Here is a 23,211-nt window from a genome sequence, read left to right as displayed (position 1 = left end):
GCGAGCGGGCCGGCAGGCCCTGGTTTCCGCACCTGATCGGTGCCGGGAACTCTCAGGGAACGTTCAGGCTGTTTACACACTCGTCGTGGAATCTTGAACCTCACTCGAGCGTTGCTCTCCATGTAACGACGAAGGGAGTTTCGGTGGCTCGCACGACTCGTGTCCGCACCGCGGACGACGGTATCGACGGCAAGGACAGCGTCGGTCTCTACCTCGAAGAGATCGCGCGCACGCCCCTGCTGACGGCTGAGGAAGAGGTCGAGCTCGCTGAGACGGTCGAGGCAGGTCTCCTAGCGGAGCAACTGCTGGCCGAGGGGCGGGTTGGACGGAAGAAGGGCGGAGCGCCCAAATATGCGACGGAGGAAGAGCTGCAGTGGCTGGCCGACGAGGGCCAGCGCGCGCAGCAGCGGTTCGTGACCGCGAACCTCCGGCTGGTGGTCTCGATCGCCCGCCGTTACGGACGGTCCCAGATGCCGCTGCTGGACCTGGTCCAGGAGGGCAACACCGGCCTGATCCGTGCGGTGGAGAAGTTCGACTACCGCAAGGGATTCAAGTTCTCGACGTACGCGACCTGGTGGGTGCGGCAGGCCATCACCCGCGGTATCGCGCAGCAGGCCCGCGTGGTCCGGCTGCCGGTGCACGTGGTGGAGCAGCTGAACCAGATCGGGTCCGCGCGGCGCACGCTGGAGCGAAAGCTCGGGCGGGAGCCGGAGATCGACGAGATCGCGGCGGAGCTGGACCTGGACGAGGAGCGGGTCACGGAGCTGATCCGGATCGGCCGGGACCACATCAGCCTGGACAACCCGATCGACGACGAGGGCGAGACCTCGCTGGGTGACCTGATCGCGGCCGAGACCGCGCCGGGACCCGACCAGCTGGTCGCGGACGCGTCGGACCGCTCGGGCCTGTTCAGCCTGGTCGACCAGCTCGACCCGCGGTCCGCGGACGTGATCCGGCGCCGGTACGGCCTGCACGACGGCCGGCAGGCGAAGCTCGCCGACATCGGCGCCGTGCACGGCATCTCCGCCGAGCGCGTCCGCCAGATCGAGCGCGAGGCCCTGGGCCGGCTGCGCCTGCTCGCCGACCCGACGCTGGCCGCGTAAAGCACCACCCCGAAACCCCCAGCAAGGACCCCCGCGCCGCCCTCCCGGCCGGGGGTCCTTTCGTGTGGCCGGCCGGATACCTAGGACCAGTGGATCCAGGACTCCACCGGCAGGTGGTCGCTGGGGAACTGCCCGTCCTGGCTGAAGATGTTGATCGAGGCCTTCGAGACGCGCAGGCCCGGCGTGGTGAGGATCCAGTCGATCCGGGCGCCGTTCGGGGTCAGCGGCCGGTAGCCGTGGAAGGTGGCGTACAGGTCGCTGCGGCGCTCGGCCGTCACCCAGCTGTCCGCGAGCTTGCCACTGGTCACGAGCTTGTCGTAGACGGTCACCCCGGCGGCCGCGGCCTCGTTGAAGTCACCGGTCATGATCACCGGGAGCGCCGGGTTGAGCGCGGTCATCCGCTGCAGGATCAGGTCGGCCGACTTCGACCGCGCAGTCGCGTCGAACGCCTCCAGGTGGGTGTTGATCGCGTAGAACTCCTTCGCGGTCGCCTTGTCCTTGAACCGGACCCACGTCACCATCCGCGCGCAGCAGCCGCCCCAGGTCTTCGAGCCGATCACCTCAGGCGTGTCCGACAACCAGTAGTGGTCGTACTCGAGCGGCTGCAGCCGGCGCGTGTCGAAGAAGATCATCATGAACTCGCCCTTGCTGCCGCCCTCGCGGCCCAGCCCGATCGAGTCGTACGACGGACCCAGGTCGGCCGAGATGTCCTGCAGTTGGCCGTACAACCCCTCCTGCGTGCCGATCAGCTGCGGCCGAGCGAGCCGCAACTGCTCCCGCATCACCGGGCGGCGGGCGCTCCACTCGTTGGGCGGGGTGTCACTGGCGTAGCGCAGGTTGTACGACATCACGTGCAGCGGCTGCGTCGCACCACCACCGGCCGGCGCGACGGCGTCGTACTGGTTGGTGGTGGCCTGCGAGACACCACTGGTCAGAGTCAGGCCGGCGACAGCCGCAGCGACGAGCGCGGCGAATCTACGACGGGTGCTGAACATGGTTGGAAACCTCCATGGGCGGGGAGTTCGGAGGTTGGACGTTAACCAGAGTCGGTGTCCGGCGGCTAGCCGTAGCGCGTCGAGCACGTGACGGAACGGTTCAGGCGGCGGCCGCGTTCCAGCTGTCGATCAGGGCCGGCAGCTCGGCGAGCCGGTGCACGGTCGCGTCCGGCGCGCCCTCGGTGTGGCCGATCTGCTCGAGCGGGATGGCGCTGTGCGGGATGTGCGCGGCGCGCATGCCGACGTTCTGCGCGCCCCAGACGTCGTCGAAGAGCCGGTCGCCGACGAACAGGCAGCTGGCCGGGTCGGTCTCCCCGACCGCCTTCATCGCGGCCAGGAACGCCTCCGGGTGCGGCTTCGTGTGCGCGATCTCGCTGGTGTAGACGGCTCCGTCCAGCAGGTCCAGCACGCCGTCGCGCGCGAAGATCTCCTCGTGCCGCCGACGCGACCAGATCGTGTTCGACAGCACGCCGACTTTCAGACCGCGCTCCCGAAGGTCCTGCAGTGTCTGTACGGCGTCGGGCTCGAGCTCGGTGTGGGGGTGCCACTGCCGCTCGTACTCCGCCAGCGCCGCAGGTGTCATCACGACCTCGGCCAGTAGGCAGACCTCTTCCAGCGTGCTGCTCAGGTGCTCGTCGCGGGACCGGAGCCAGATCGACCGCTCAGCCTCGACCAGTCGCGCCGCGAGCTCGTCCGGCCGGGCGTCGTCGATCAGCTCCGTCACCGACCGCCAGACGGCGTACAGGTCGATGTCGTGCCAGGTCGCCAGCGTGCCGCCCCAGTCGAACAGGACGGCCTCGATCTTCGTGTTCGTCACAGCCGACACGATGCCAGAAGGAGCCGACAGTCTCCTCCGGTTTTCAGCTCAACCGGGCGACCTCGTTCCGCTTGGCCAGCCAGACGACGGCAGCGGCGTACAGGGCCAGGCAGGGCACGTCCACGACCAGCAGCGTCCACGGCGCCCCGCCCTGCACGTCCCAGCCGTCCAGCTGACCCATTGCCGCAGGCAACAAGAAGGCGAACAGGTTGTTCAGCGCGTGCACGGAGATGGCCGCCTCGAGGCCGCCGGTCCGGACGGTCAGCCAGCCGATCGTCATCGCGAACACGAAGATGTCGGCCATCGCCCAGCCGGTGTACCCGTGCGCCGACACGAATGCCAGGCTGCTGATCACGATCCCCGGCCACGGCGTCCGCATCAGCACCTTGAACCACTGCGCGCGACCTGTCACCTGGTTCGGTCCGTAGGCGCCGATCGCCTGGACCAGCCAGCCCCGGAACACGAACTCCTCGGCGGCGGACTGGAACGGCACCAGGAAGATGATCACCAGCGCCGGCACGAGGAACGCGGCGGGACCGACCCACGAACCTTCGTCCACCGCGACCGGGTCCTGGCTCGGGAAGATCTGGTCGACCAGGATGCCGAGCGCGTAGGACACCACGAGGTACCCGAGGCCGGGCAGGCAGCAGAGCAGCAGCCAGCGCCAGCGGATCCGGTTGAGCACGGAGGCGACGCTGAACCACGGGCGGCGCTGCACGAGCCACGCGGTCAGCAGGACGAGTGGCGTGAGGACACCGAGCATCACCAAGGTGACCGCGAGGTTCTCGGTGTCGCTCGGGAAGATGTCGTTACCCTGCGGCTCGCTGAACTCGCCGGTGATCAGGCTGTGCACGATCTCCCAGGCGACCAGCACGGCCGCGGTCAGGAAGAACGCGCCGGCGGCCAGGAACAGCGTGCCGACGATCGGGCGCCACCACGCGTGCTTCGGGGTGCGCGCCAGCCGGTGGTACGGCGTACCGGACGGGGCCGGGATGACGCGGGGCTCGCGGTAGCCGAACTGGCCTGGGTACGGCTGCGGTGCACCCCACTGCTGGGGGTATGGCGGCGGATACTGGCCCGGCTGCGGATATGGCGGAGGGTACGGCGGTGGATACGTCCCCGGTGGTGGTTGCTGGTAAGGACCCGCAGGCGGGTAGGGCCCCTGCTGCGGGTGGGGCGGCGGTGGTGGGTACTGCCCCGGCTGCGAGGATTGCCCGGGCTGTTGCGGGTCCATGACTGGACTCTAGAAGATCGGGACAAGTAGCACGTGGAGGAGAGCCCAGTGGTGACTGATCCGACGCCAGGACCGACCGCGTCCACGCGAGTACTGCCGCAGTCGGTGCTGATGCCGCTCACCGGCTCGGCCATCTTCCTGGTGGTCCGGATCGAGCCCGGCGGCGAGGAGAAGGCCCGTGATCTGCTCGAGCGGGTCAGCGGCCTGACCCGCTCGGTCGGCTTCCGGGTCCCGGCCGGGAACCTGTCCTGCGTCACCAGCATCGGCTCCGACGCCTGGGACCGGCTGTTCAGCGGCCCGCGACCGGCCGAACTGCACCCGTTCGTCGAGCTGCGGGGTGCCACGCACGATGCGGTCGCCACCCCCGGCGACCTGCTGTTCCACATCCGCGCCGCGCATACCGACCAGTGCTTCGAGCTCGCGAACCAGATCATGACCGTGCTCGACGGCGCCGCGACGGTCGTCGACGAGGTGCACGGCTTCAAGTACTTCGAGATGCGCGACCTGCTCGGGTTCGTCGACGGCACCGAGAACCCGACCGGCTCCGAGGCCGAGGACGCCGTACTGGTCGGGGCAGAGGACCCGGAGTTCGCGGGCGGCAGCTATGTGATCGTGCAGAAGTACCTGCACGACATGAAGGCCTGGAACGCGCTCTCTGTCGAGCAGCAGGAGCATGTGGTCGGCCGGACCAAGCTGGACGACATCGAGCTCGACGACGACGTGAAGCCGTCCAACGCGCACATCGCGCTGAACGTGATCGAGGACGAGGACGGCAACGAGCTGCAGATCCTGCGCGACAACATGCCGTTCGGGAGCATCGGCTCGCAGGAGTTCGGCACCTACTTCATCGGCTACGCGAAGTCCCCGGCGGTCACCGAGCTGATGCTGCGGCGGATGTTCGTCGGCGAGCCGGAGGGCAACCACGACCGCATCCTCGACTTCTCCACCGCGGTGACCGGCACGTTGTTCTTCACCCCGTCGGCCGCCTTCCTCGACGACCTCCCGCCGGCTCCCTGACCCACCCTGAAGGGTCAGGGAGCCGGGGGAAGACTCACTCCCCGAACAGCGGCTCGTCGACGGCGCTGTTGGCGAGCCGGAAGTCGAAGGGGTACTCGAAGGTCCCCGGCACCTTGCCGAGGCTCTGGATGACGGTGGCGGTGCCATTGGCGTGGCCGACGGCGTACAGGTAGCCGGAGCGGGTCTCCTTGTCGATGCCGAGCAGCAGCGTTCCGCTGCGTCCGCATCGGCTTGCCACGAGCGTCTCGAAGCCCTGCCAGGTCGCGGCGCGGACCTTCTTGACGATCGGTGTCGTCGGCTGGCTGTGCGGGACGCGGACGGTGTACAGCGCTCCCCCGCGCGTGGTCACGAGCAGCGTGTCGTAGGTCGCCGTACGGCTGAACAGAGCCATCGTCTTGACCGCGCCGAACCCACTGAAGATGCCGTTGCGCGACCAGACCGGCTTGTCGTTCACGTACCGCACCACCCAGCGGTACAGCGTGCCGTCGGAGTGCAGCCCGTAGTGCCGTTCGCCCGGCACCGCATCCGACCCCAGTGGCCGCGACGACACCAGCGCGCGGAACCCGGTCCAGCCGCCACCGATCCGGATCAGCCTGCTGTCCTTGGGCACCTCGGCCGGACTCTGCACCCAGTAGGTGAAGTCGTAGAGCACGTCGCCGGCGACCAGGTAGCCGCCGAAGCCCTGCGTGTTCCAGCCGGCGTCCGGGTTCACGAACCAGTCGGAGTAGAAGCGGATCGGCAGATTCAACACGCCGCGGCCACTGAGGTTGTCAGTGCGCTTGATCGGCTTCGTCGCCTCCAGGTGGCTGCTGAAGTGGTTCGCAGCCGTCGCGGACGCGGTCGTGACAGTGCACGGGACCATCGCACTGGGTGCGGCTGAGGCCGGTGTGGTCATCAGCGCCCCGGTGACTGCAAGGCCGGTGGCCGCGGCGAGCGTACGTCGCATTCGTGCTCCCTATTCTCCGAACAGCGGGTCGTCGTAGTAGCTGGACCAGCGGTAGCTCACCGCGTCGCCGACAGACCGTTGTTACCTGCGATGCACGGGCGGTCGGGAAAGTTGTGCTGCCCGAAAGTGTCGGCGCGATGGGTGAGACTGGGGTCATGTTGCTCACCGAGGTGGTCGAGACGTCGGCCGCGCTGGCCGGGACCCGGTCGCGGCTGAAGAAGGCGGAGTTCATCGCCGGATTGCTGGCGTCCGCGACCGACCCGCTGGAGACCGAGATCGCGGTGACCTATCTGTCCGGCGAGCTGCGCCAGCGCCGGACCGGGGTGGGCTGGCGGACGCTGATGGACGCGCCGGATCCGGCCGAGGCGCCGTCGCTGACCGTCGAGGAGGTCGATCGCGCGTTCGGTGAACTCTCCGAGATGGCGGGTGCCGGGTCGCAGGCGCGGCGGCGGGAGGCGGTGGACGCGCTGTTCGGGCGGGCGACCGAGGCGGAGCAGCGGTTCCTGCGGTTGCTGGTTGGCGGTGAGCTGCGGCAGGGCGCGCTGGATGGTGTGATGGCCGACGCGGTGGCGCGTGCGACCGGGATCCCGCTGGAGAAGATCCGGGCGGCGACCATGCTGCGTGGTGCGGCCGCTCCGGTGGCAGTCGCCGTACTGACTGAAGGAGAGGCGGGGCTCGCGCAGTTCGGGCTGGAGGTCGGGCGTGGGGTGCAGCCGATGCTGGCGCAGTCCGCGACCACCGTCGCCGAGGCGCTTGGCAAGACCGGTACGCCGGCTGCGCTCGAGTGGAAGCTGGACGGGATCCGGATCCAGGCGCACCGGGACGGGTCGAAGGTCGTTGTCTACACGCGGACGCTGGACGACATCACGTCACGGGTGCCCGAGGTGGTGGACGCCGTGCTGGCGCTGGATGCCGAGCAGGTGGTGCTCGACGGTGAGCTGATTGCGCTGCGATCGGACGGGCGGCCGGAGGCGTTCCAGGTGACCGGCTCGCGGACGGCGACGCGGTCGGCGACCGGGCCCGAGTCGGTGCCGCTGACGCCGTACTTCTTCGACATCCTGCATCAGGACGGGCAGGACCTGCTCGGGCTCGACGGCGCCGCGCGGCACGAGTGGCTGAGCAAGCTGATCCCGGAGGAGCAGCGGATTCCGAGGCTGGTGACCGACGACGCGGACGCCGGTCACGACTTCTTCGTCGACGCGGTGAAGCGTGGGCACGAGGGCGTGATGGTGAAGTCCCTGACGGTGCCCTACGAGGCGGGTCGGCGCGGGTCGGGCTGGGTGAAGGTGAAGCAGACCCACACGCTCGATCTGCTCGTGCTGGCGGCGGAGTGGGGTCATGGCCGCCGTACCGGCTGGCTGTCGAACCTGCATCTGGGCGCCAGGGACTCGGAGACCGGTGAGTTCGTGATGCTCGGCAAGACGTTCAAGGGGCTGACCGACGAGCTGCTGCGCTGGCAGACCGAGCGCTTCCAGGAGCTGGAGGTGCGGCGAGACGACTACACCGTCTACCTGCGTCCGCAGATCGTCGTGGAGATCGCCTTCGACGGGGTTCAGACCTCGCCGCGGTATCCGGCCGGGATGGCGTTGCGGTTCGCGCGCGTGCTGCGCTACCGCGACGACAAGACGCCGGACCAGGTCGATACAGTGCAAACCGTGCGAGCAATCCACGAGGGCGGTGCCGATGAGTGAGCCGGCGGAGGACCCGGATGTCGTCGCGCGGCGAATCGCGCGTGACGCGCTGGAGCAAGACGATCCGACCGGCTGGTTCGAGCGGCTGTACTCGGCCGCGTCGGAGGGTGCCGCGGTGGTGCCTTGGGATCGCGGTACGGCGCATCCGCAGCTGACGGAGTGGGTCGAGGAGTCGCAACCGTCGGGTGCCGGGAAGTCGGCGCTGGTGGTCGGAGCCGGGACCGGGTGGGACGCCGAACTGATCTCCGACCTCGGGTACGACACGACCGCCTTCGACATCTCGCCGTCAGCGGTCGAGGCCGCGGAGCGCAACCACCCGGACTCGGCGGTGCACTATGTGACCGCCGATCTGCTCGCGCCGCCGCCGGAGTGGAATCGCGCCTTCGACCTAGTGGTCGAGATCTACACCGTGCAAGCGCTGCCGATCGAGCTCCAGGCGGCGGCGATCAAGCAGGTCGGCGAGCAGGTCGCCCCCGGCGGCACCCTGCTCGTCATCGCGGCTGCCCGGGCCGACGACCAGGCCGACGAGGACATCGAAGGCCCGCCCTGGCCGCTCACCCGGGCGACGATCGAGTCCTTCGCGACCGAGGATCTGCACCTCATCCAGCTCGGCCAGTCCCCCAGCCCGACGGATCCCACGATCCTGCGCTGGCGAGCTGAGTACCTCCGCGACCAGACAATCCGTTCGACACCCTGACCTCGTCCCAGCAGACTGGCGGTTCTGGGACGAGGAGCTGAATGAGTTCGCCTTGGGGTCGGGTCGAGCGACTGGAACGCGATCGGGTCGCCGATCAGGTGGCTGCGGAGACGGGCATCCGGCTGGTGGTGGAGGGCCGGTGCGGCGGCGGTGAGGTCGGTGCCGCGTTCGTGCGCTGGCCGGACGGGCGGCGGGCGGTGCTGAAGTGGCGGCCGGGCACGCGGCTCGAGGATCTGCAGGCTGGTCCGATCGCAGTGTCCGAAGCCGTCCGGGCTGCGGGTGCTCCGGTCCCGGAGACTCAGTTGGCGGTGCAGCTGGGGACAGCGATCGCCACTGTCCAGGAACTGTTGCCCGGAGCACCGATCGCGAAGCTCGACGAAGCTGGGTTGGAGCAGGCGCTGGCGTTCAACGAGCTCCAGGCCGGTCTGCTCGTGGGCCGTCCAGACGTTCCGCCGTTGGAGTTGTACCTGCGCAGCGACGGGCCGGGGTTCTGTCTGCACGGTCCGCTTCGCGCGCACAACCGTCCTACGGCGTTGCTCGACGACTGGATCACAGCCGTTGGTGCTGAGCACCCGGGGCCGTTGCGCGGTGATGACGCGGTGCACGTGGACTACCACCCCGGCAATCTGCTGGCCGTCGACGGGCGGATCACCGGGATCATCGACTGGGACGGCGCCGGTCGGGGTGACCGCCGGCTGGACCTGGTGACGCTTCGGTTCGGCATTCACTCGGATGCGCCGGATCCGGCGGTCGTTGCGCGGCTGGACGCCGTACTCGACACGTTCGGGGACGACGTTTTGCGGCCGCTCTGGGCGCACATGAGTCTGCGGATGGTCGACTGGGCGATCCGGCACTTCACGCCGTCCGCTGTCGAGCACTGGCTGGAGCTTGCAGAGTCCCGAAGCGACTAGTCAGATGACCGGAGGCCGAGCCACTGCTCGGCGTCCCAGGCATGGAACCGCTCTACCTCGGTGAATCCCAGCTTTGCCGCGAGGCGCATCGAGCCGGCGTTGGCGGTCTGGGTGGTGAGGAACACCGGCTTGCCGGGAAAGACTCCGTCGAACCAGTCGAGTGCCGCCGCGCACGCTTCGGCGGCGTACCCGAATCCCCACGCCCGCGGTAGGAACAAGTAGCCCAGATCGGCTTTCCCCGCTGCGGCCGGGCGACTGTGCTCCGTTCCTCTCCTGAGCAGGATCTGGCCGATCATCTCCGCATCGAGCTCGACGACGAAGTTCCCCGGCCACCGCTGGGGCGCGAAGGGCATCTCACGCTCGAGCTCGGCACGCGGGCGAGCGCCGCCCAGGTAGGTGTGGACCTCTGGCGACGCCAGCAACTCGATGAACGCCGCCCGGTCCCGGGCCTCGGGTGCACGAAGCACCAGTCGCTCGGTCTTGATCGGATCGGGCGGCCACGCGATCGGCCCCAGGTCTGACATGCGCGCACGCTAACAGCCCCGAGAGGCCCTCGACTGCGGGTGCGGAGCTTCCGCCTGCCGTGTGCGCCACATGTCTGTGCGGCAGGCGGAAGCCCGACTCGCCGGATTCCCTCCATCGGCGGACGAGGAGAGGAGCCCCGTCCGACACTCCGGCGCCTGCACACCGCCGGGCCGGGCATGGTGCCACGTGGCTTGTCTTCCCACCCAGGCGGTGATGACCGCGAGTACGGGTCGGCCGCCGGGGTCTGGGGCTGCCTCGATCGTCACGCTACCCCGCGAACGCGCAGCAGCACCACACGTCACAAAGCATGGCAGCGGACAGATTCGCGAGTAGAACATATGTTCGAGAATCATGTAGAGTGTGGTCATGGCGGGGCACGGTGAGGTTGGGCCGACGGCGCTGCGGATGATGCTCGGGACACATCTGCGGCGCCTGCGGGAGCGAGCGGGGGTGAGCCGGTCGGATGCCGGGTGGACGATCCGGTCGTCGGAGTCGAAGATCAGCCGGCTGGAGCTCGGCCGGGTCGGGTTCAAGCAGCGCGACGTGGAGGACCTGCTCACCCTGTACGGCGTGACCGAGCCGCGGGAGCGGGATCGGCTGCTGCAGCTGGCCCGCGAGGCGAACAACCGCGGCTGGTGGCATCGGTACGGCGACGTCACGCCGGACTGGTTCGACGCGTACCTCGGGCTCGAGGCGGCAGCCGAGCTGATCCGGACATACGAGATCCAGTTCGTCCCGGGGCTGCTGCAGACGGCCGACTACGCGCGGGCGGTCGCGCGGCTGACGCCGGAGGGCGCCCGCTCCGAGGAAGAGGTGGAACGGGTCGTCGACCTCCGCACGCGGCGCCAACGGGTGCTCGATCGTGAGCCACCGTTGAAGCTTTGGGCCGTGATCGAGGAGGCGGTCCTGCTCCGCCCGATCGGCGGCCGGCAGGTCTTGCGCGACCAGCTCGACTCGCTCCGGGCGGCCGTCGAGCGCCCGAACATCACCGTCCAGATCATCCCGATCGACTCCCCCGGTCACCCGGCCGGCGGCGGCGCTTTCACGCTCCTCCGCTTCCCTCAGCGCGACCTTCCCGACGTCGTCTACCTGGAGCACCTCACCAGCGCCCTCTACCTCGACAAACGCGAGGACGTCGACACCTACACCCAGACCCTCAACCTCCTGGCCTCCACCAGTCCCCCACCCCAGCAAACCGCCGACCACCTCACCACGATCCTCAGCCGCCTCCCGGCCTGACTCACGGCCGGTGGGCGTGCAAGTCGCTGGCTGTCAGTCGTCGGGTTCCTGGGACTTAAGGTGGTCTACCCGGCCTTGGTCCTCGCCGGCGTCCAGCAGGTTGTCGGCGGGTGCTCGGTTGGCGGAGTACTCGGCGAGGGCAATGTCCGGGTGGTGGTGGTCGAAGGCGGGGCTCTCAGAGCGGATTCTGGGGAGTTGGTCGAAGTTGTGGCGTGGCGGTGGGCAACTGGTGGCCCACTCCAGCGAGCGGCCCCAACCCCAGGGGTCGTCGACAGTCACGAGAGGTGAGCGGCGGGACTTCCACACGTTGTAGAGGAACGGCAGAGTCGAGGCGCCCAGAATGAAGGCGCCGACGCTGGAGACCTGGTGCAAGACCGTGAAGCCTTCGTTGGCGCCGTACGTCGCGTAGCGCCGCGGCATGCCCTCGACACCGAGCCAGTGCTGCACCAGGAACGTGGTGTGGAAGCCGATGAACAGCAGCCAGAAGTGCAGCTTGCCGAGCCGCTCGTCGAGCATCCGGCCGGTCATCTTCGGCCACCAGAAGTAGAACCCGGCGAACATCGCGAACACCACGGTGCCGAACACCACGTAGTGGAAGTGCGCGACCACGAAGTACGAGTCGTTCAACTGGTAGTCCAGCGCCGGCGAGGCCAGGATGATGCCGGTCAGGCCGCCGAACAGGAACGTGACCAGGAAGCCCACCGACCAGAGCATCGGCGTGTCCAGCGAGACCGACCCGCCCCACATGGTGCCGATCCAGTTGAAGAACTTCACCCCGGTCGGGACCGCGATCAGGAACGTCATGAACGAGAAGAACGGCAGGCTCACTCCCCCGGTGGTGAACATGTGGTGGGCCCACACCGCGATCGACAGCACGCCGATCCCGAGCGTCGCCGCGACGAGACCGTAGTACCCGAAGATCGGTTTGCGGCTGAAGACCGGCAGGACCTCGGTGATGATGCCGAAGAACGGCAGCGCGATGATGTACACCTCGGGATGCCCGAAGAACCAGAACAGGTGTTGCCACAGCAGCGCGCCGCCGTTCGCCGCGGTGTAGACCTGGGCGCCGAGTGCTCGATCCGCCTCCAGCATCAGCAGCGCGGCGGCCAGGATCGGGAACGCGATCAGCACCAGGATCGACGTGATCAGGATGTTCCAGCAGAAGATCGGCATCCGGAACATCGTCATCCCCGGCGCGCGCATGGTGATGATCGTGGTGACGAAGTTGACCGCGCCGAGGATCGTACCGGTGCCGGCCATCCACAGGCCCATCACCCACAGGTCGCCGCCGATACCCGGTGAGCGTTCGGCCGTCGAGAGCGGCGCGTACGCCGTCCAGCCGAAGTCGGCCGCGCCTTCCGGGGTGAAGAACGCGCCCGACGCGATCAGACCGCCGAACAGGAACATCCAGTAGCTCAACATGTTCAGCCGCGGGAACGCGACGTCCGGGGCGCCGATCTGGACCGGCATGATCACGTTGGCGAAGCCGACGAACAGCGGGGTCGCGAACAGCAGCAGCATGATCGTGCCGTGCATGGTGAACAGCTGGTTGTAGACCTCCTCGTTCACCATCTGCAGGCCCGGTTCGGCCAGCTCGGCGCGAATGACCAGCGCCATCACGCCGCCGACCAGGAAGAACGCGAACGACGTGATCAGGTACAGCTGGCCGATGACCTTGTGGTCGGTCGTCGACAGCAGCTTGCCGATCACCTGCCCGAGCGGCCGCCGCCCCGTGGTTTCGGCGAGCGGCGGGCCGGTGCGTTCGGTGATCCCGGTTCGTTCGCTGACGCTGGCCATGCGACCTCCCGTGCCCCCACTCCGCGCCTGGAGTACCCACACTTCCTTCGATTAGACACCCGTCCGCGGCAGGACAACAGACGTCACTCCCCGTGACGCCCGGATCCCCCTACTCAGCCAACCGCTTCAAGCAGCCACACCTGCGCTCAGCGGGGTGGGCCGGCCTTCACCACGGCCTGTACGTCGGCCAGTCGCAGGTCGGGGTCGAAATCGGTCAGGCACCACGTCGCGCCGGCCGCGGCATACGGGCGGCCGTCGGTCGACGGCGACAGCGCGATGACGATGTCGAACCCGTCGAGGGAGCCACGCTCGGCGGAGACCGCTTCGACAGCCGAGGCGACCTGGTCGGGCGACGTCAGGTTGACCGGGAAGTACCCGTCGTACCGGGCGGCCCGGCGGATCGGCTTGGGCTTGCCGGGGAAGCCGGCGCACCAGATCGGGACCCGTCCCGCCACCGGGCGCGGCTCGAAGCGAACCGAGTCGACGAGGTAGTGCTTGCCGCGGTGGACGACGGTCTCGTCCGACCAGCCGGCGGTCAGGATCTGCAGACACTCGTCCAGCTGCTCGGCGCGGATCCGGTCGTCGAGTTCCTCACCGGACCGCGAGAACTCGCCCGCGAACCGGTCGCTGCCCAGCCCGACCCCGAGCGTCAGCCGCCCGTTGCTCAGCACGTCCAAAGTCGTTGTCTCGCGCAACAGCTTCACCGGCCGCCGGCGCGGGACCGGAGTGACCATCGGCCCGAACCGCAGCCGCTCGGTCGCGACGGCGACCGCCGTCAGCGTGATCCACGGGTCGGCCACCGCGGACACCGGCGGCCGCCACCAGAGCTGGTCCCAGACGAAGAACCCGTCCCATCCCGCTTCCTCCGCCGACGCCGCCAATCGCGCGACCGCCCGCGGATCGGCCAGCTCGTCGAACAACGGAACCCACACCGCGTGCCGCATCATCGCTCCCCTGTGTGCTGTACGACCTCGTCCACGAACGCCTCCCACAAGGGCTCGGGTACCCCATGCCCAGCGCCCTTCAACATCACCAGCGAAGCACCGGGTACGGCGTCCCGCACCGCCTCCCCATGCGCCAACGGCAGCAGTGGATCCAGCTCACCGTGGATCACCAGCACCGGCATCGAGAGGTCACCGAACCCGCCGTGCACCGGCCCGTCGAAGTCCATCGCGAAAGGGTTCGTCAACGACGCCTCATAATCACGCGCCCGGGCCACGTCCCGCCGTACCAGGTCGCGCATCGACTCCAGGTCGGCGAGCGGACCCATCTCCGCGACGGCCAGCTGCGCGACGTACTCCTCCACATCGGCGAAGTCCGCCCGGTCGAATCGAGGCATGTCCGCCGAGGGCGCCGGTAGGTCGTCGGCGCCCGTCGTCGTCGACACGAAGGTCACCGACGCCACCCTCGTAGGATTGTCGACACCGAGCACGAGCCCGACCCCGCCCGACATCGAGACAGCGACGACGTGCGCCCGCTCGATGCCCAGGGCATCCATCAGTCCGACCGCATCGGCGGCCAGGTCCCGCATCGAGTACTCCGGCTTCCCGACCGGGTACGACGTCGATCGCCCGGTGTCCCGCTGGTCGTACCGGACCACGTACCGCCCCCGCTCGGCCAACGCGAGGCACAGCTCCTCCGGCCACCACAGCATCGACGCCGAGGCACCGTGAATCAGCAGCACCGCCGGATCAGCGGGATCGCCGAACGTCTCCGCGCACAGCTCCACACCGTTCACCGCATACAGCTTCTCCATACCGAAGACGCTAGGGCTCCAGAAGTATCAGGAAAAGCGATTGTTGCCGATCATGTCGATCGCCAAAGGGGATGGCCGGGCCGCTGCACGCCCGGCCATCCCGAACCTCAGCTGACGGTCAGGACCTTGGACGCCGTCTGCGTCCCCTGGTGGTCGGCGTCAGCTAGCCACACCACGCGGTACGTGTAGGTGCCACGCGCCGTCGGCTTGATGCTGAACGCGTACTTCCCGTTCGTCGCGAGCTTGCCTGTCGTCACCGCGACCCAGCTCGTCCCGGAGCGCCGCTGCAGGTACACGGTCATCCCCGCGTGCGGCGGGTTCAGGTACCCGTACAGCGCCGCTGCCTGGCCCAGCGTCACCGCACTCGGCAGCAGGTACGCCGACATCGCCGGCTGCACCTGGACGAGCAGCGCAGCGCTCCGCGTCCCTAGCAGCCCGGTCGAGCCGTTGTAGCCCCACATGTAGTACGTCGACACCGACGGCTTCTGCGCCGTACTCACGACGCCGTTCGCGTCCGACGTGAAGGTCCCGGCCACCGACCACTTGGACGCGGTCTTCGCCTTCGCGTACAGGACCACCGGTACGCCGGCCAGCTTGGCGCCGTCGTTGATCCGCGTCACCGTCGTGCTCAGCGTGGACGTGCGGGTGTACATGATCGAGGCCGCGCTGGCGGTGATCGTGGCCTTGGTCCCGATCAGCCGCGTGTCGACGCCCGGGCCGATCTTGCCGGTGCTGTCCTTCACGAACGCCCGGTACGCGTAGCTCGCCGAGTTCGGCAGGCCGGTCACGGTGAAGTAGCTCGCCGCGCCGTTGTAGGCCGCCGCACCCGACGTCGGCAGCGCCGGCGGCGTGTTGCCCGAGGCGGCCCGGACGATGATCTGGCCGAGCGTGGTGTCGGCCGGCTTGGTCCACCGCAGCGTCGCCGCGCCGACGCCACCGGTCACGCTGAAGCTGCTCACCGGCGGTGGCGGAGCGGTCAGGTCGACCCAGTTCTTGTCGATGTTGACCTCCACACCACCGTTCGTCTCCTTGACGTTGCCCTGGTACTGGTGCACCTTCTGGTGGTTGGCCCAGTACGTCGACGGGATGAAGCGGCTGGTTCCCGGCGTCGAGCCCCAGTGCGCGAACCACAGGTTGTCCGGCTTGGTGTACGCCGTATTCGTGTAGGCGCTGACCAGGTCCGCGCCGCCGGAGCCGGCTGCGACGTACGCACCGCCGACGTACCCACGGGCGTTGAGCTCCTGGGTCCAGCCGCTCAGGTAGGACAGCACCGCGGCCTTGCACTCTGCCGTGGAGGGGTAGCCCTCGATGTCGCTGTAGATCGCACTGCGCTGCGCGAAGCCGAGTGCCTGCGCGGACGCGACGGCGTTGGCGGCGGCCGCCTTGCCCTGGGCCAGCGCGGTCGCCGGGACGGTCGACATCTTGCTGCTGTACTCCGTGCACGGCGCCTGCATGCCGACGTCGATCAGCAGGAACTGCCAGCCCTTGGCGGCGTTCGTGGAGACCCAGCCGGCGGTCAGGTTCGGCTGCTGGCAGGCGCGCAGGCCGCCGCTGATGTAGATGCCGACCATCTTGTACGTCGGCAGCCAGGCGTCCATGGTCGACTGGCTGGGCGCGGCGCAGGTGTCGAAGGCGTTGCCCTTGTAGGTGCCTGAGGCAACGATGGACGCGGCGACCGCGGCCGGCTCCTGGACCGTCTGGGCGGACTTGCTCTTCGTCACGACCCGGCCGGTGGCCAGTACGTCGTTCGCCGCCTGCTCGTCACCCGGTGCGTAGTAGGCGGTCGCGAGCACACCGGCGTCCTTGACGACACGGCGCTCCAGCCCCGGCGTGGACGGCTCGGCGGTGGTCAGCGGCTCGAGCACGATGCCCTCGCTGCGGCCGACCTGATGCGCGGGGCAGTCGGCCTGCGCGTTGCTGCGGCCGAGGTATACGGCGGGGCGGTCGAAACGGACGCAGGTCGCCGGATTGGCGGCCACGTCGACGACCGGCCAGCTCGCCGGCACCTTCACCTCATAACCCCGGTAGGACACGGTTTTCGTTTCATCGGCGGCTGCTGGGCGAGTGATGGTCACCACCGCAACTCCACCGGCAATCAAGGCGAAGGCCAACGCCACCACCCAAGGCTTCTTCAGCCTCACTGAAGCTCCTCACTTTTCGGCGACGGCCGGTCCCGAAAGCGCACAGAGCCCCCCAGTCCCAACCCCGGATCCCAGGCAGTGTCCGGCAGTCCACCGCCGTCGCGAGCAGGTGCTCGGTACGGTGCATCGGCGTGCTGGAGCGAAGGTCTCGATGCGGATCCATCGTGGCCTTTGCTCCAGCACGGCGAGGTGCCGTGCCGAGTGCCGCGCAGTAGGCGGGGGATTGCCGGACACTGCCTAGTCAAGGCGAGTGCGACTGGCTCTGTCGAAGAGCCTGTGGCACTCGCCTCGATGCACAGATGCTATCGATGCAGCTCAGCGCCGGGATTCCGGGTTTTGGACTGCTCGATCCATAACGTGTTACGGTGGGCGCATGCCGAGGCCGAGGACGTTCAACGAGGATCGTGCCGTCGATGCCGCGATGAAGGCGTTCTGGACGTTCGGCTACGAAGGCACGTCGACGCAGGACCTGTGCGAGGCGACCGGGCTGGGCCGGAGCAGCATCTACAACACGTTCAGCAGTAAGCGCGACTTGTTCGACCGGGCCCTGCGCCACTACATGGACACCCGGAACGCAGCCCAGCTCGAGCTGATCCAGCGCACCGACCTGCCGATCCGGGAACGCATCCGGGAGCTCCTGTGGGACGCGGTCGAGCCGGCGGCGACCGATCCGCTCGGCTGCTTCGTGGTCAACACCCTCGTCGAGCTCGCGCCCCACGAGCCCGAGATCGCCGAGCTTCTCGAACGCGACAACCTCCTGAGGGTCGAGGCGCTCACCACCGCCATCAGCGCCGCGCAGGCTGCCGGCGAGCTCGATGCCGGCCATGATCCGGACGCGCTGGCCAGGTACGTCTTCGTCGTACTGAGCGGTCTGCGCGTCTCGGCCCGCGCCGGAGCGACACCCGCCGCCCAAGAGGCCGTCGTGGTGGCGGCCCTGCGAACCCTCTGACCTGATTCCGCTGACCTCGGTGCCGCACGTCCGCGTTTTGCACCGATCGATCGACTATGAGAGGAACCCGATGCCGCTCGCTGTCTACGTCCTCGGCCTGGCGATCTTCGCCCAGGGGACGTCCGAGCTCATGCTGGCCGGCCTGCTGCCCGAGATCGCGGCCGATCTGGACGTGTCGATCCCGGCCGCGGGCCTGCTGATCTCGGCGTTCGCGGTCGGCATGCTGGTCGGCGCACCGATTCTCGCCGTCGTGACCCTGCGCTGGTCCCGCCGCGCGACCATGCTGGCCTTCCTCGCCATCTTCGCCGTGGCCCACGTCGCGGGGGCACTCACACCCGGGTACGGCGTACTCCTCGCGACCCGGATCGTGGCGGCGTTCGTGTACGCCGGGTTCTGGGCGGTCGCCGCTGTCACCGCGATCGGGCTGGCCGGTCCGGCCGCGCGAGCCCGCGCGATCAGCATCCTGGCCGGTGGTCTCACCATTGCCGGCATCGTCGGCCTCCCCGCCGGCACTGTCGTCGGTCAGCACCTCGGCTGGCGGGCCGCGTTCTGGGCGGTTGCAGGATTGTCGACAATCGCCATGGCCGGTGTCATCGCGACGATCCCGGGCGGACGATCGGCCAGTACGCCGGAACTCCGCCAGGAGCTGCGTGCGATGACGAACCCGGCCTTGTGGCTCGCCTACGCCACCACCGCGCTGTCGACCGGCGCGATCCTCGTCGTCTTCGCTTATCTCGCTCCCCTGGTGACCGACGCGACCGGCCTGTCCGCAGGCTGGGTCCCGATCGTCCTGGCGCTGTACGGCGTGGGGGCGCTGGCCGGCATCACGATCGGTGGCCGGACTGCTGACGCCCGTCCCTTCGCGACGCTGCGAGTCGGCCTGACCGGGGTGATCGCGGCGTGCGTCGTACTCGCGGTGTGGACCGGGACCGCGTGGGTCGCCGTCGCCGCCGTGGCCGCGCTCGGCGGGTTCGGGTTAGTCAACAATCCGGCGGTGAACGCGCGGGTGTTCGCGGAGGCCGAGTCGGCGCCGACGCTCGCGGCCGCCTTCAACGTGTCCGCGTTCAACGTCGGCATCACGGTCGGGCCGTGGTTCGGCGGGCTGGCGATCGACGCCGGCGCCGGCTATGGAGTGCTGGGCTGGATCGGCGCAGCGCTCGGAGTGCTTGCCTTGGGCACCGTCCTGCTGGCGAGCCGAAGCAACGCGCCGGACCGAGAGCTTCAGCGGGTGTAGCTGAGCGCGGTCTCGACCGCGGGCCGGTACGACGTCCAGTCGGCAGAGCCTCGGGCCGCGAGGTCGGTGGCGATGCGGTAGATCAGGGCGCGGACGAGCATCTGGCCCCACTCCGGCAGGTGCGCCCATCGAGCAGCCAGCGCGGGCTGAGCGCCGTACCAGCAGAGGGCGTCGACTATTGCGACGGCCGCGGCCCAGGCCGGTGGACGCCAGTACACGGGCCAGTCGATGATCGCGGGCGGCAATCCGTCCGCGAACATCACGTTCCCGAGGAGATCGCCGTGCACGACCTGTGCCGCCGACTCCACCGGCTGCCGGGCGTCGATCAGCATGCCCAAGAGCTCGTGGCTGCCGTCGAGCGGCAACTCCTCCCAGGCGACCCGATCGCCGTACGTCCACGGATCGTCCCGGACTTCCAAGAAGTCGGGTCGCGGCAGGTCCGCCACCGCGGCGTGGAAGGCAGCACCAGCCTCGAGTACGTCGTCGGGCCGCCGCGCATCGGTCGCCCCGGCCAGCGACGAGCTCGCCTCCCACCCATCCACGACCCACCCGCCGTCCAGCGCTCGCACAGGCTGGGCCACTCGAAACGCAGCGGCATCGACCAGCCCAGACAGCACCGAAGCCCGCCACTCGGCTTCGGGCACGAAGTGCGCCGGCTTCAGCACCACCTCACCGACCCGCCACGTCTCCCCCTGCCCACCCGGCAGCAACATGGCCGCACCCGTCATCCCAAAGGCATCCAACACAGCACCCGGCGGAGGTTTCACTCGCCCGATGGTAGTCCCGCGTCAGCCAACGTTGGGGTCGTCACGCCGGTTTTGTGTGCATCTCGACAGGAGGTGTCTGGTCCTCGAGCCCGATCCCCAGTCGGTTCAGGCGCGGAGCGGCCGGCCGTGGGTATATACGTACTGTCGAGCTGCACCGAAGGCCACCACGCTCCCGGATCCCGGTCCGCCTCCGCACCATGACAACCCCGCCCGGCACCACATCTGACCGACCGGGGCAATTTCACCGGAGAACCCCGCAACTGCACCGTTCTCCCCCTCGAATACCGAGGGAGAAGGACCAAACCAAGGGAGAACCCCGCAGATACCTCCCACAGTCGGCGGCCAGATCCTCGACCGTCGGGGACTCGCGGACGCTGATCAGCTTCTTCGGCGAGCGGACCCGGGAGGCGGGGCCCTTTCCCCGGAGCCTGCTGCGGCTCCGGATCCAGGACCCCACACCCGTCTACCCGTGGTCGCTTGTCTGGCACACCTCGAATCGGCACCCCGGCCTGACCACCCTCATCGACCACCTACGCCGTACGCCACTACCCACAACCGACGGACTGTGGCTCCCGAAGATCCTTCGGGATTAACTCACGCCACCCCCACAACATCCTCTTTTCTTCCTGCTCCCGCAGGGAGCAGTCAGCTCCTCGTCTGCTTCTTCGTCGCCGGGTCCTTCGCGGTGTCGTCGGCGAGCTTCTGCATGCGGTTGCAGAACTCGTCGGCGTTGATCCGGGCGGCAGCGAGCTCGGCGAAGATGCTGCGGGACGGCTTGTCCATCGTCGAGTACCAGGCCGCGAAGTACGTCGACCAGTTGTTCGTGGCACCGGACTTCAGCAGCGCGTCGGACGACGCCGCGCCCGGGCTCAGCTTGATGCCCTCGGTCGCGCCCTTCACGATCGTCGGCGACCCGGTCAGCTCGGTGAACTTGCCGGCCGCCTCCTTCGACAGCATGATCCGCAGGTACTCCAGCCCACCGGCCTTGTTCTTCGCCTTCGACGGCACGATGAAGTTCTCACCGGCGGCGATCCGCGCGCAGTCGACCGGCAGCTTGGCGCCGTCGAGCAGCGGCGTGTGCGTCGCCGTCGTCTCGAAGTCCTTCGGCGCCACGGTCTTCTGCTCGTTCTCCAGCCACGAACCCGACGGGATGAACGCCGCCTTGCCCTGGTTCCAGGCGGTCTGGGACTGGATGTGGTCCAGGCCCTCGGTGCCCTGCATGATGTAGCCCTTGCCCTTGAGCTCCAGCAGGGCCTCGGCCGCCATCTTGATCGACGCGTGCTTCCACGCGTTCGGCTCCAGGCCGTCGATCGCCTTGATGACGTCGTGGCCACCGTGCTTGACGGCCATGTCCATCACGACGCCGCCGATGTAGTTGCCGTGCTTGCCCTGGTGCGCGATCGGCGCGATGCCGGCCTTCTTGATCTCCTCGCACAGCGTGAGGAACTCGGCCCAGGTCTTGGCCGGCTCCCAGCCGTTCTTGGCGAACAACGGCTTGTTGTACCAGATCGCGTAGACGGTCAGCACGTACTCGAGCACGAGCGGCTTGCCGTCCAGCATCGCCGCCTCGAGGGCGATCGGCTCGAGGGTGTCGCGGACCTTCTTGTTCGCGTCGTCGATCGAGGGCGCGTCGAACACCTCGGTCAGGTCGGCGAGCTGGCCGCTGCTCGCGAGCGTCGACATCGGCAGCAGCGAGGCGCCGGAGTTGTCGATCACGTCCGGCGGGTTGCCGCCGTTGAAGCGCGGCTGCAGCTGCGGCGTGATGTCGGTGATACCGGCGTGCTTGATGCTGGTCTCGGAGAACTTCTTCTTGTACAGGTCCTCGTGCGCTTTCGCGTAGTCGTCGCCGTACCCGCCCTTGAAGATCACCACGTCCAGCGGGTCGGAGCCCTTCACGCCGAACGGGTTGTCGGCCGTCTTCTCCGCGCCACCGCCGCCGGAGCCGCCGGAGTCACTGCCACCGCTGGCACAGGCCGAAAGCAGCGTTCCGCCCCCAGTGGCCAGCAGCGTGCCGACCGCCGCGCGCTGCAGGAAAAGCCGGCGCGACAGGTTGTCACGAGTGGTCATCGATCCGCCCTTCGAGGAAACATCCCTTGACCGATGGCGGAAATATTCCGTCATTCCCGCCCTGTTTGGGAAGAATTTTTCCTACCTCTCCCCCGGTGTCAAGGCTGTTCGACGGAAACTTGCGCCTTTGTTGCCTTGCCGCTGGTCGGGGCAGCCATCAGGCCCGCCTTGGCTGCGACGCCCAGCAACAGGGGCAGCAGACCGGTGAACGTCCAGACCAGTCCGACGCCTGCGGCGAACCAGCCGACGACGGCGGGACCGATCAGGATTCCGGCGTACGTGAAGGTGGTCAGCCGGGATACTGCGCTCGCGGCCTCGACACCGTTGGTCCGGCCGACCGCGCTGAAGATCAACGGCAGCAGGACCGATCCGCCGAGTCCGACCAGCGCGAATCCGGCGATCGCGGCCGGCCACAGCGGTACGGCGATCACCACGGCCAGCCCGATCACGGCCACCAGTGCGGCGACGCGGAACAGGACGTCGGCGCCGTACCGCTCGGTCAGGCGGTCGCCGATCAGGCGGCCCGCGGTCTGGAAGGCGGTGAACGCGGTGAACGCGAGCCCTGCCGTGGCGAGTGTGGCACCGCGGGACTCGTGCAGGAGTACGCCGCTCCAGCTGATCACGGCCGCTTCGCCGATCATCACCACGAACCCCATCGCCCCGAAGACCAGCACCGGCCGGGTCCAGCCGCCCGACGAACGCTGCTTGCTGGGCGCTTGGTCAACCTCAGGCGGAAGTAGCCCCGGGGCCGCGACCAGTCCTGCGACGAGCAGCAGGGCGCCAACCACGACGAACTGCGCGCCGATGCCGACGCCGGCCCGGGTGACGCCAGCGCTCACCAGCGAAGCGAGTACGGCGCTGACGCTCCACGCGGCATGGCAGCCGCTCATGATCGGGCGGCCACGCAGACGCTCGACGGCGACTGCGTGCGCGTTCATGGCCACGTCGACCGCGCCATGGACGAGGCCCATCAGCGCTACGGCGATGCCGAGTTGGACTGTCGAGCGTGCGTGACCGACGGCGGCCAGCAGGACCGGGAGCAGCGCGAGGGCGACGCGGATGAGTCGCCGGGTGCCGACCCGCGCGGCGAGCCCGCCGACGAACTGCATCGAGATCAGCGCCGCCGCGCCGAACAGGGTGAGCACGACGCCCAACTCGCTCTCGCTGAGCTGGTGCTCGACCTTGATCGACGGGATCCGGGCGAGGTAGCTCGACACCAGGCACCCGTTGACGAAGAACACCGCGGTGATCGCCCACCGCGCTCGACCGACGTTCATGACAGCCTCCTGACTCGACCTGGTTCTTGTCGGCGACGTCGGAGTCGG

General features: G+C 68.7%; 20 protein-coding genes. 8 read left to right on the top strand and 12 right to left on the bottom strand.

Going from position 1 to position 23,211, the window contains the following annotated elements:
* The first annotated feature begins 143 nt into the window (after nt 1–143).
* The gene (locus AB0H36_RS17805; RefSeq protein ID WP_360523741.1) at nt 144–1,103 is read left to right on the top strand and encodes a sigma-70 family RNA polymerase sigma factor; all 960 of its coding nucleotides are present in this window, start codon (nt 144–146) and stop codon (nt 1,101–1,103) included.
* An 80-nt stretch (nt 1,104–1,183) separates the two neighbouring features.
* On the opposite strand, the gene AB0H36_RS17800 is transcribed toward AB0H36_RS17805, so the two are convergent.
* From AB0H36_RS17800 to AB0H36_RS17790, 3 genes are all read right to left on the bottom strand, one after another.
* Nucleotides 1,184–2,098 (bottom strand): endonuclease/exonuclease/phosphatase family protein, encoded by a 915-nt coding sequence (locus tag AB0H36_RS17800; RefSeq protein ID WP_360523738.1) that lies wholly within the window; start codon nt 2,096–2,098, stop codon nt 1,184–1,186.
* 100 nt (nt 2,099–2,198) lie between these two features.
* Nucleotides 2,199–2,915, bottom strand: a complete 717-nt coding sequence (locus AB0H36_RS17795; RefSeq protein ID WP_360523735.1) for an HAD family hydrolase — start codon at nt 2,913–2,915, stop codon at nt 2,199–2,201.
* A 43-nt stretch (nt 2,916–2,958) separates the two neighbouring features.
* The gene (locus tag AB0H36_RS17790; protein ID WP_360523732.1) at nt 2,959–4,149 is read right to left on the bottom strand and encodes a CPBP family intramembrane glutamic endopeptidase; all 1,191 of its coding nucleotides are present in this window, start codon (nt 4,147–4,149) and stop codon (nt 2,959–2,961) included.
* A gap of 51 nt (nt 4,150–4,200) precedes the next feature.
* On the opposite strand from AB0H36_RS17790, the gene AB0H36_RS17785 reads away from it, so the two are divergent.
* Nucleotides 4,201–5,166, top strand: coding sequence for a Dyp-type peroxidase (locus tag AB0H36_RS17785; protein ID WP_360523729.1), 966 nt, complete (start codon nt 4,201–4,203; stop codon nt 5,164–5,166).
* Between the two features lie 34 nt (nt 5,167–5,200).
* Here the strand turns inward: AB0H36_RS17785 and AB0H36_RS17780 are convergent, their stop codons facing one another.
* On the bottom strand, nt 5,201–6,112 hold the full coding sequence (locus AB0H36_RS17780) for a hypothetical protein (protein ID WP_360523727.1): 912 nt from the start codon (nt 6,110–6,112) through the stop codon (nt 5,201–5,203).
* 155 nt (nt 6,113–6,267) lie between these two features.
* Here AB0H36_RS17780 and AB0H36_RS17775 point away from each other — a divergent pair, with 155 nt between their 5' ends.
* Genes AB0H36_RS17775 through AB0H36_RS17765 form a run of 3 tightly spaced genes read left to right on the top strand, consistent with a single transcriptional unit; the run spans nt 6,268 to nt 9,411 of the window.
* Nucleotides 6,268–7,803 carry an ATP-dependent DNA ligase gene (locus AB0H36_RS17775; RefSeq protein ID WP_360523724.1) on the top strand — a complete coding sequence of 512 codons (1,536 nt, stop codon included), beginning with the start codon at nt 6,268–6,270 and terminating at the stop codon, nt 7,801–7,803.
* Nucleotides 7,796–8,500 (top strand): class I SAM-dependent methyltransferase, encoded by a 705-nt coding sequence (locus tag AB0H36_RS17770; protein WP_360523722.1) that lies wholly within the window; start codon nt 7,796–7,798, stop codon nt 8,498–8,500. Before AB0H36_RS17775 ends, AB0H36_RS17770 begins: the two co-directional genes overlap by 8 nt.
* A 41-nt stretch (nt 8,501–8,541) precedes the next feature.
* The gene (locus tag AB0H36_RS17765; protein WP_360523720.1) at nt 8,542–9,411 is read left to right on the top strand and encodes a phosphotransferase; all 870 of its coding nucleotides are present in this window, start codon (nt 8,542–8,544) and stop codon (nt 9,409–9,411) included.
* Here AB0H36_RS17765 and AB0H36_RS17760 read toward each other — a convergent pair.
* Nucleotides 9,408–9,935: a GNAT family N-acetyltransferase gene (locus tag AB0H36_RS17760; protein ID WP_360523717.1), complete on the bottom strand. Its 528-nt coding sequence runs from the start codon at nt 9,933–9,935 to the stop codon at nt 9,408–9,410. The genes AB0H36_RS17765 and AB0H36_RS17760 overlap by 4 nt on opposite strands.
* 367 nt (nt 9,936–10,302) lie before the next feature.
* Between AB0H36_RS17760 and AB0H36_RS17755 the strand changes: the two genes are divergently transcribed.
* Nucleotides 10,303–11,175, top strand: a complete 873-nt coding sequence (locus AB0H36_RS17755; RefSeq protein WP_360523714.1) for a helix-turn-helix transcriptional regulator — start codon at nt 10,303–10,305, stop codon at nt 11,173–11,175.
* Between the two features lie 33 nt (nt 11,176–11,208).
* On the opposite strand, the gene ctaD is transcribed toward AB0H36_RS17755, so the two are convergent.
* From ctaD to AB0H36_RS17735, 4 genes are all read right to left on the bottom strand, one after another.
* Nucleotides 11,209–12,972, bottom strand: a complete 1,764-nt coding sequence (gene ctaD, locus AB0H36_RS17750) for a cytochrome c oxidase subunit I (protein ID WP_360523711.1) — start codon at nt 12,970–12,972, stop codon at nt 11,209–11,211.
* Nucleotides 12,973–13,118: 146 nt separating this feature from the next.
* Entirely contained in the window at nt 13,119–13,916 is a 798-nt protein-coding gene (locus AB0H36_RS17745) for an LLM class flavin-dependent oxidoreductase (RefSeq protein ID WP_360523708.1), read from the bottom strand.
* Nucleotides 13,916–14,728 (bottom strand): alpha/beta hydrolase, encoded by an 813-nt coding sequence (locus AB0H36_RS17740; protein ID WP_360523705.1) that lies wholly within the window; start codon nt 14,726–14,728, stop codon nt 13,916–13,918. Before AB0H36_RS17740 ends, AB0H36_RS17745 begins: the two co-directional genes overlap by 1 nt.
* 107 nt (nt 14,729–14,835) lie before the next feature.
* A complete protein-coding gene (locus AB0H36_RS17735) occupies nt 14,836–16,869 on the bottom strand; it encodes a glycoside hydrolase domain-containing protein (protein WP_360523702.1) in 2,034 nt (677 codons plus the stop codon).
* A gap of 373 nt (nt 16,870–17,242) precedes the next feature.
* On the opposite strand from AB0H36_RS17735, the gene AB0H36_RS17730 reads away from it, so the two are divergent.
* Both AB0H36_RS17730 and AB0H36_RS17725 read left to right on the top strand, forming a co-directional pair.
* Nucleotides 17,243–17,818, top strand: coding sequence for a TetR/AcrR family transcriptional regulator (locus tag AB0H36_RS17730; protein ID WP_360523699.1), 576 nt, complete (start codon nt 17,243–17,245; stop codon nt 17,816–17,818).
* A gap of 70 nt (nt 17,819–17,888) precedes the next feature.
* Nucleotides 17,889–19,052, top strand: coding sequence for a Cmx/CmrA family chloramphenicol efflux MFS transporter (locus tag AB0H36_RS17725; protein WP_360523696.1), 1,164 nt, complete (start codon nt 17,889–17,891; stop codon nt 19,050–19,052).
* Here the strand turns inward: AB0H36_RS17725 and AB0H36_RS17720 are convergent.
* The 3 genes from AB0H36_RS17720 to AB0H36_RS17710 form a co-directional block, all read right to left on the bottom strand.
* The gene (locus AB0H36_RS17720) at nt 19,040–19,819 is read right to left on the bottom strand and encodes a TIGR02569 family protein (protein ID WP_360523693.1); all 780 of its coding nucleotides are present in this window, start codon (nt 19,817–19,819) and stop codon (nt 19,040–19,042) included. The two genes, AB0H36_RS17725 and AB0H36_RS17720, sit on opposite strands and share 13 nt — an antisense overlap.
* 645 nt (nt 19,820–20,464) lie before the next feature.
* Entirely contained in the window at nt 20,465–21,886 is a 1,422-nt protein-coding gene (gene ngcE / locus AB0H36_RS17715; protein ID WP_360523690.1) for an N-acetylglucosamine/diacetylchitobiose ABC transporter substrate-binding protein, read from the bottom strand.
* Between the two features lie 98 nt (nt 21,887–21,984).
* Nucleotides 21,985–23,163: an MFS transporter gene (locus AB0H36_RS17710; RefSeq protein WP_360523687.1), complete on the bottom strand. Its 1,179-nt coding sequence runs from the start codon at nt 23,161–23,163 to the stop codon at nt 21,985–21,987.
* Nucleotides 23,164–23,211: the final 48 nt, after the last annotated feature.

Source organism: Kribbella sp. NPDC050820 (genome assembly GCF_040653975.1).
In the GTDB taxonomy this organism is placed as follows: domain Bacteria; phylum Actinomycetota; class Actinomycetes; order Propionibacteriales; family Kribbellaceae; genus Kribbella.
This window is presented reverse-complemented; position numbering and strand designations above follow the sequence as displayed.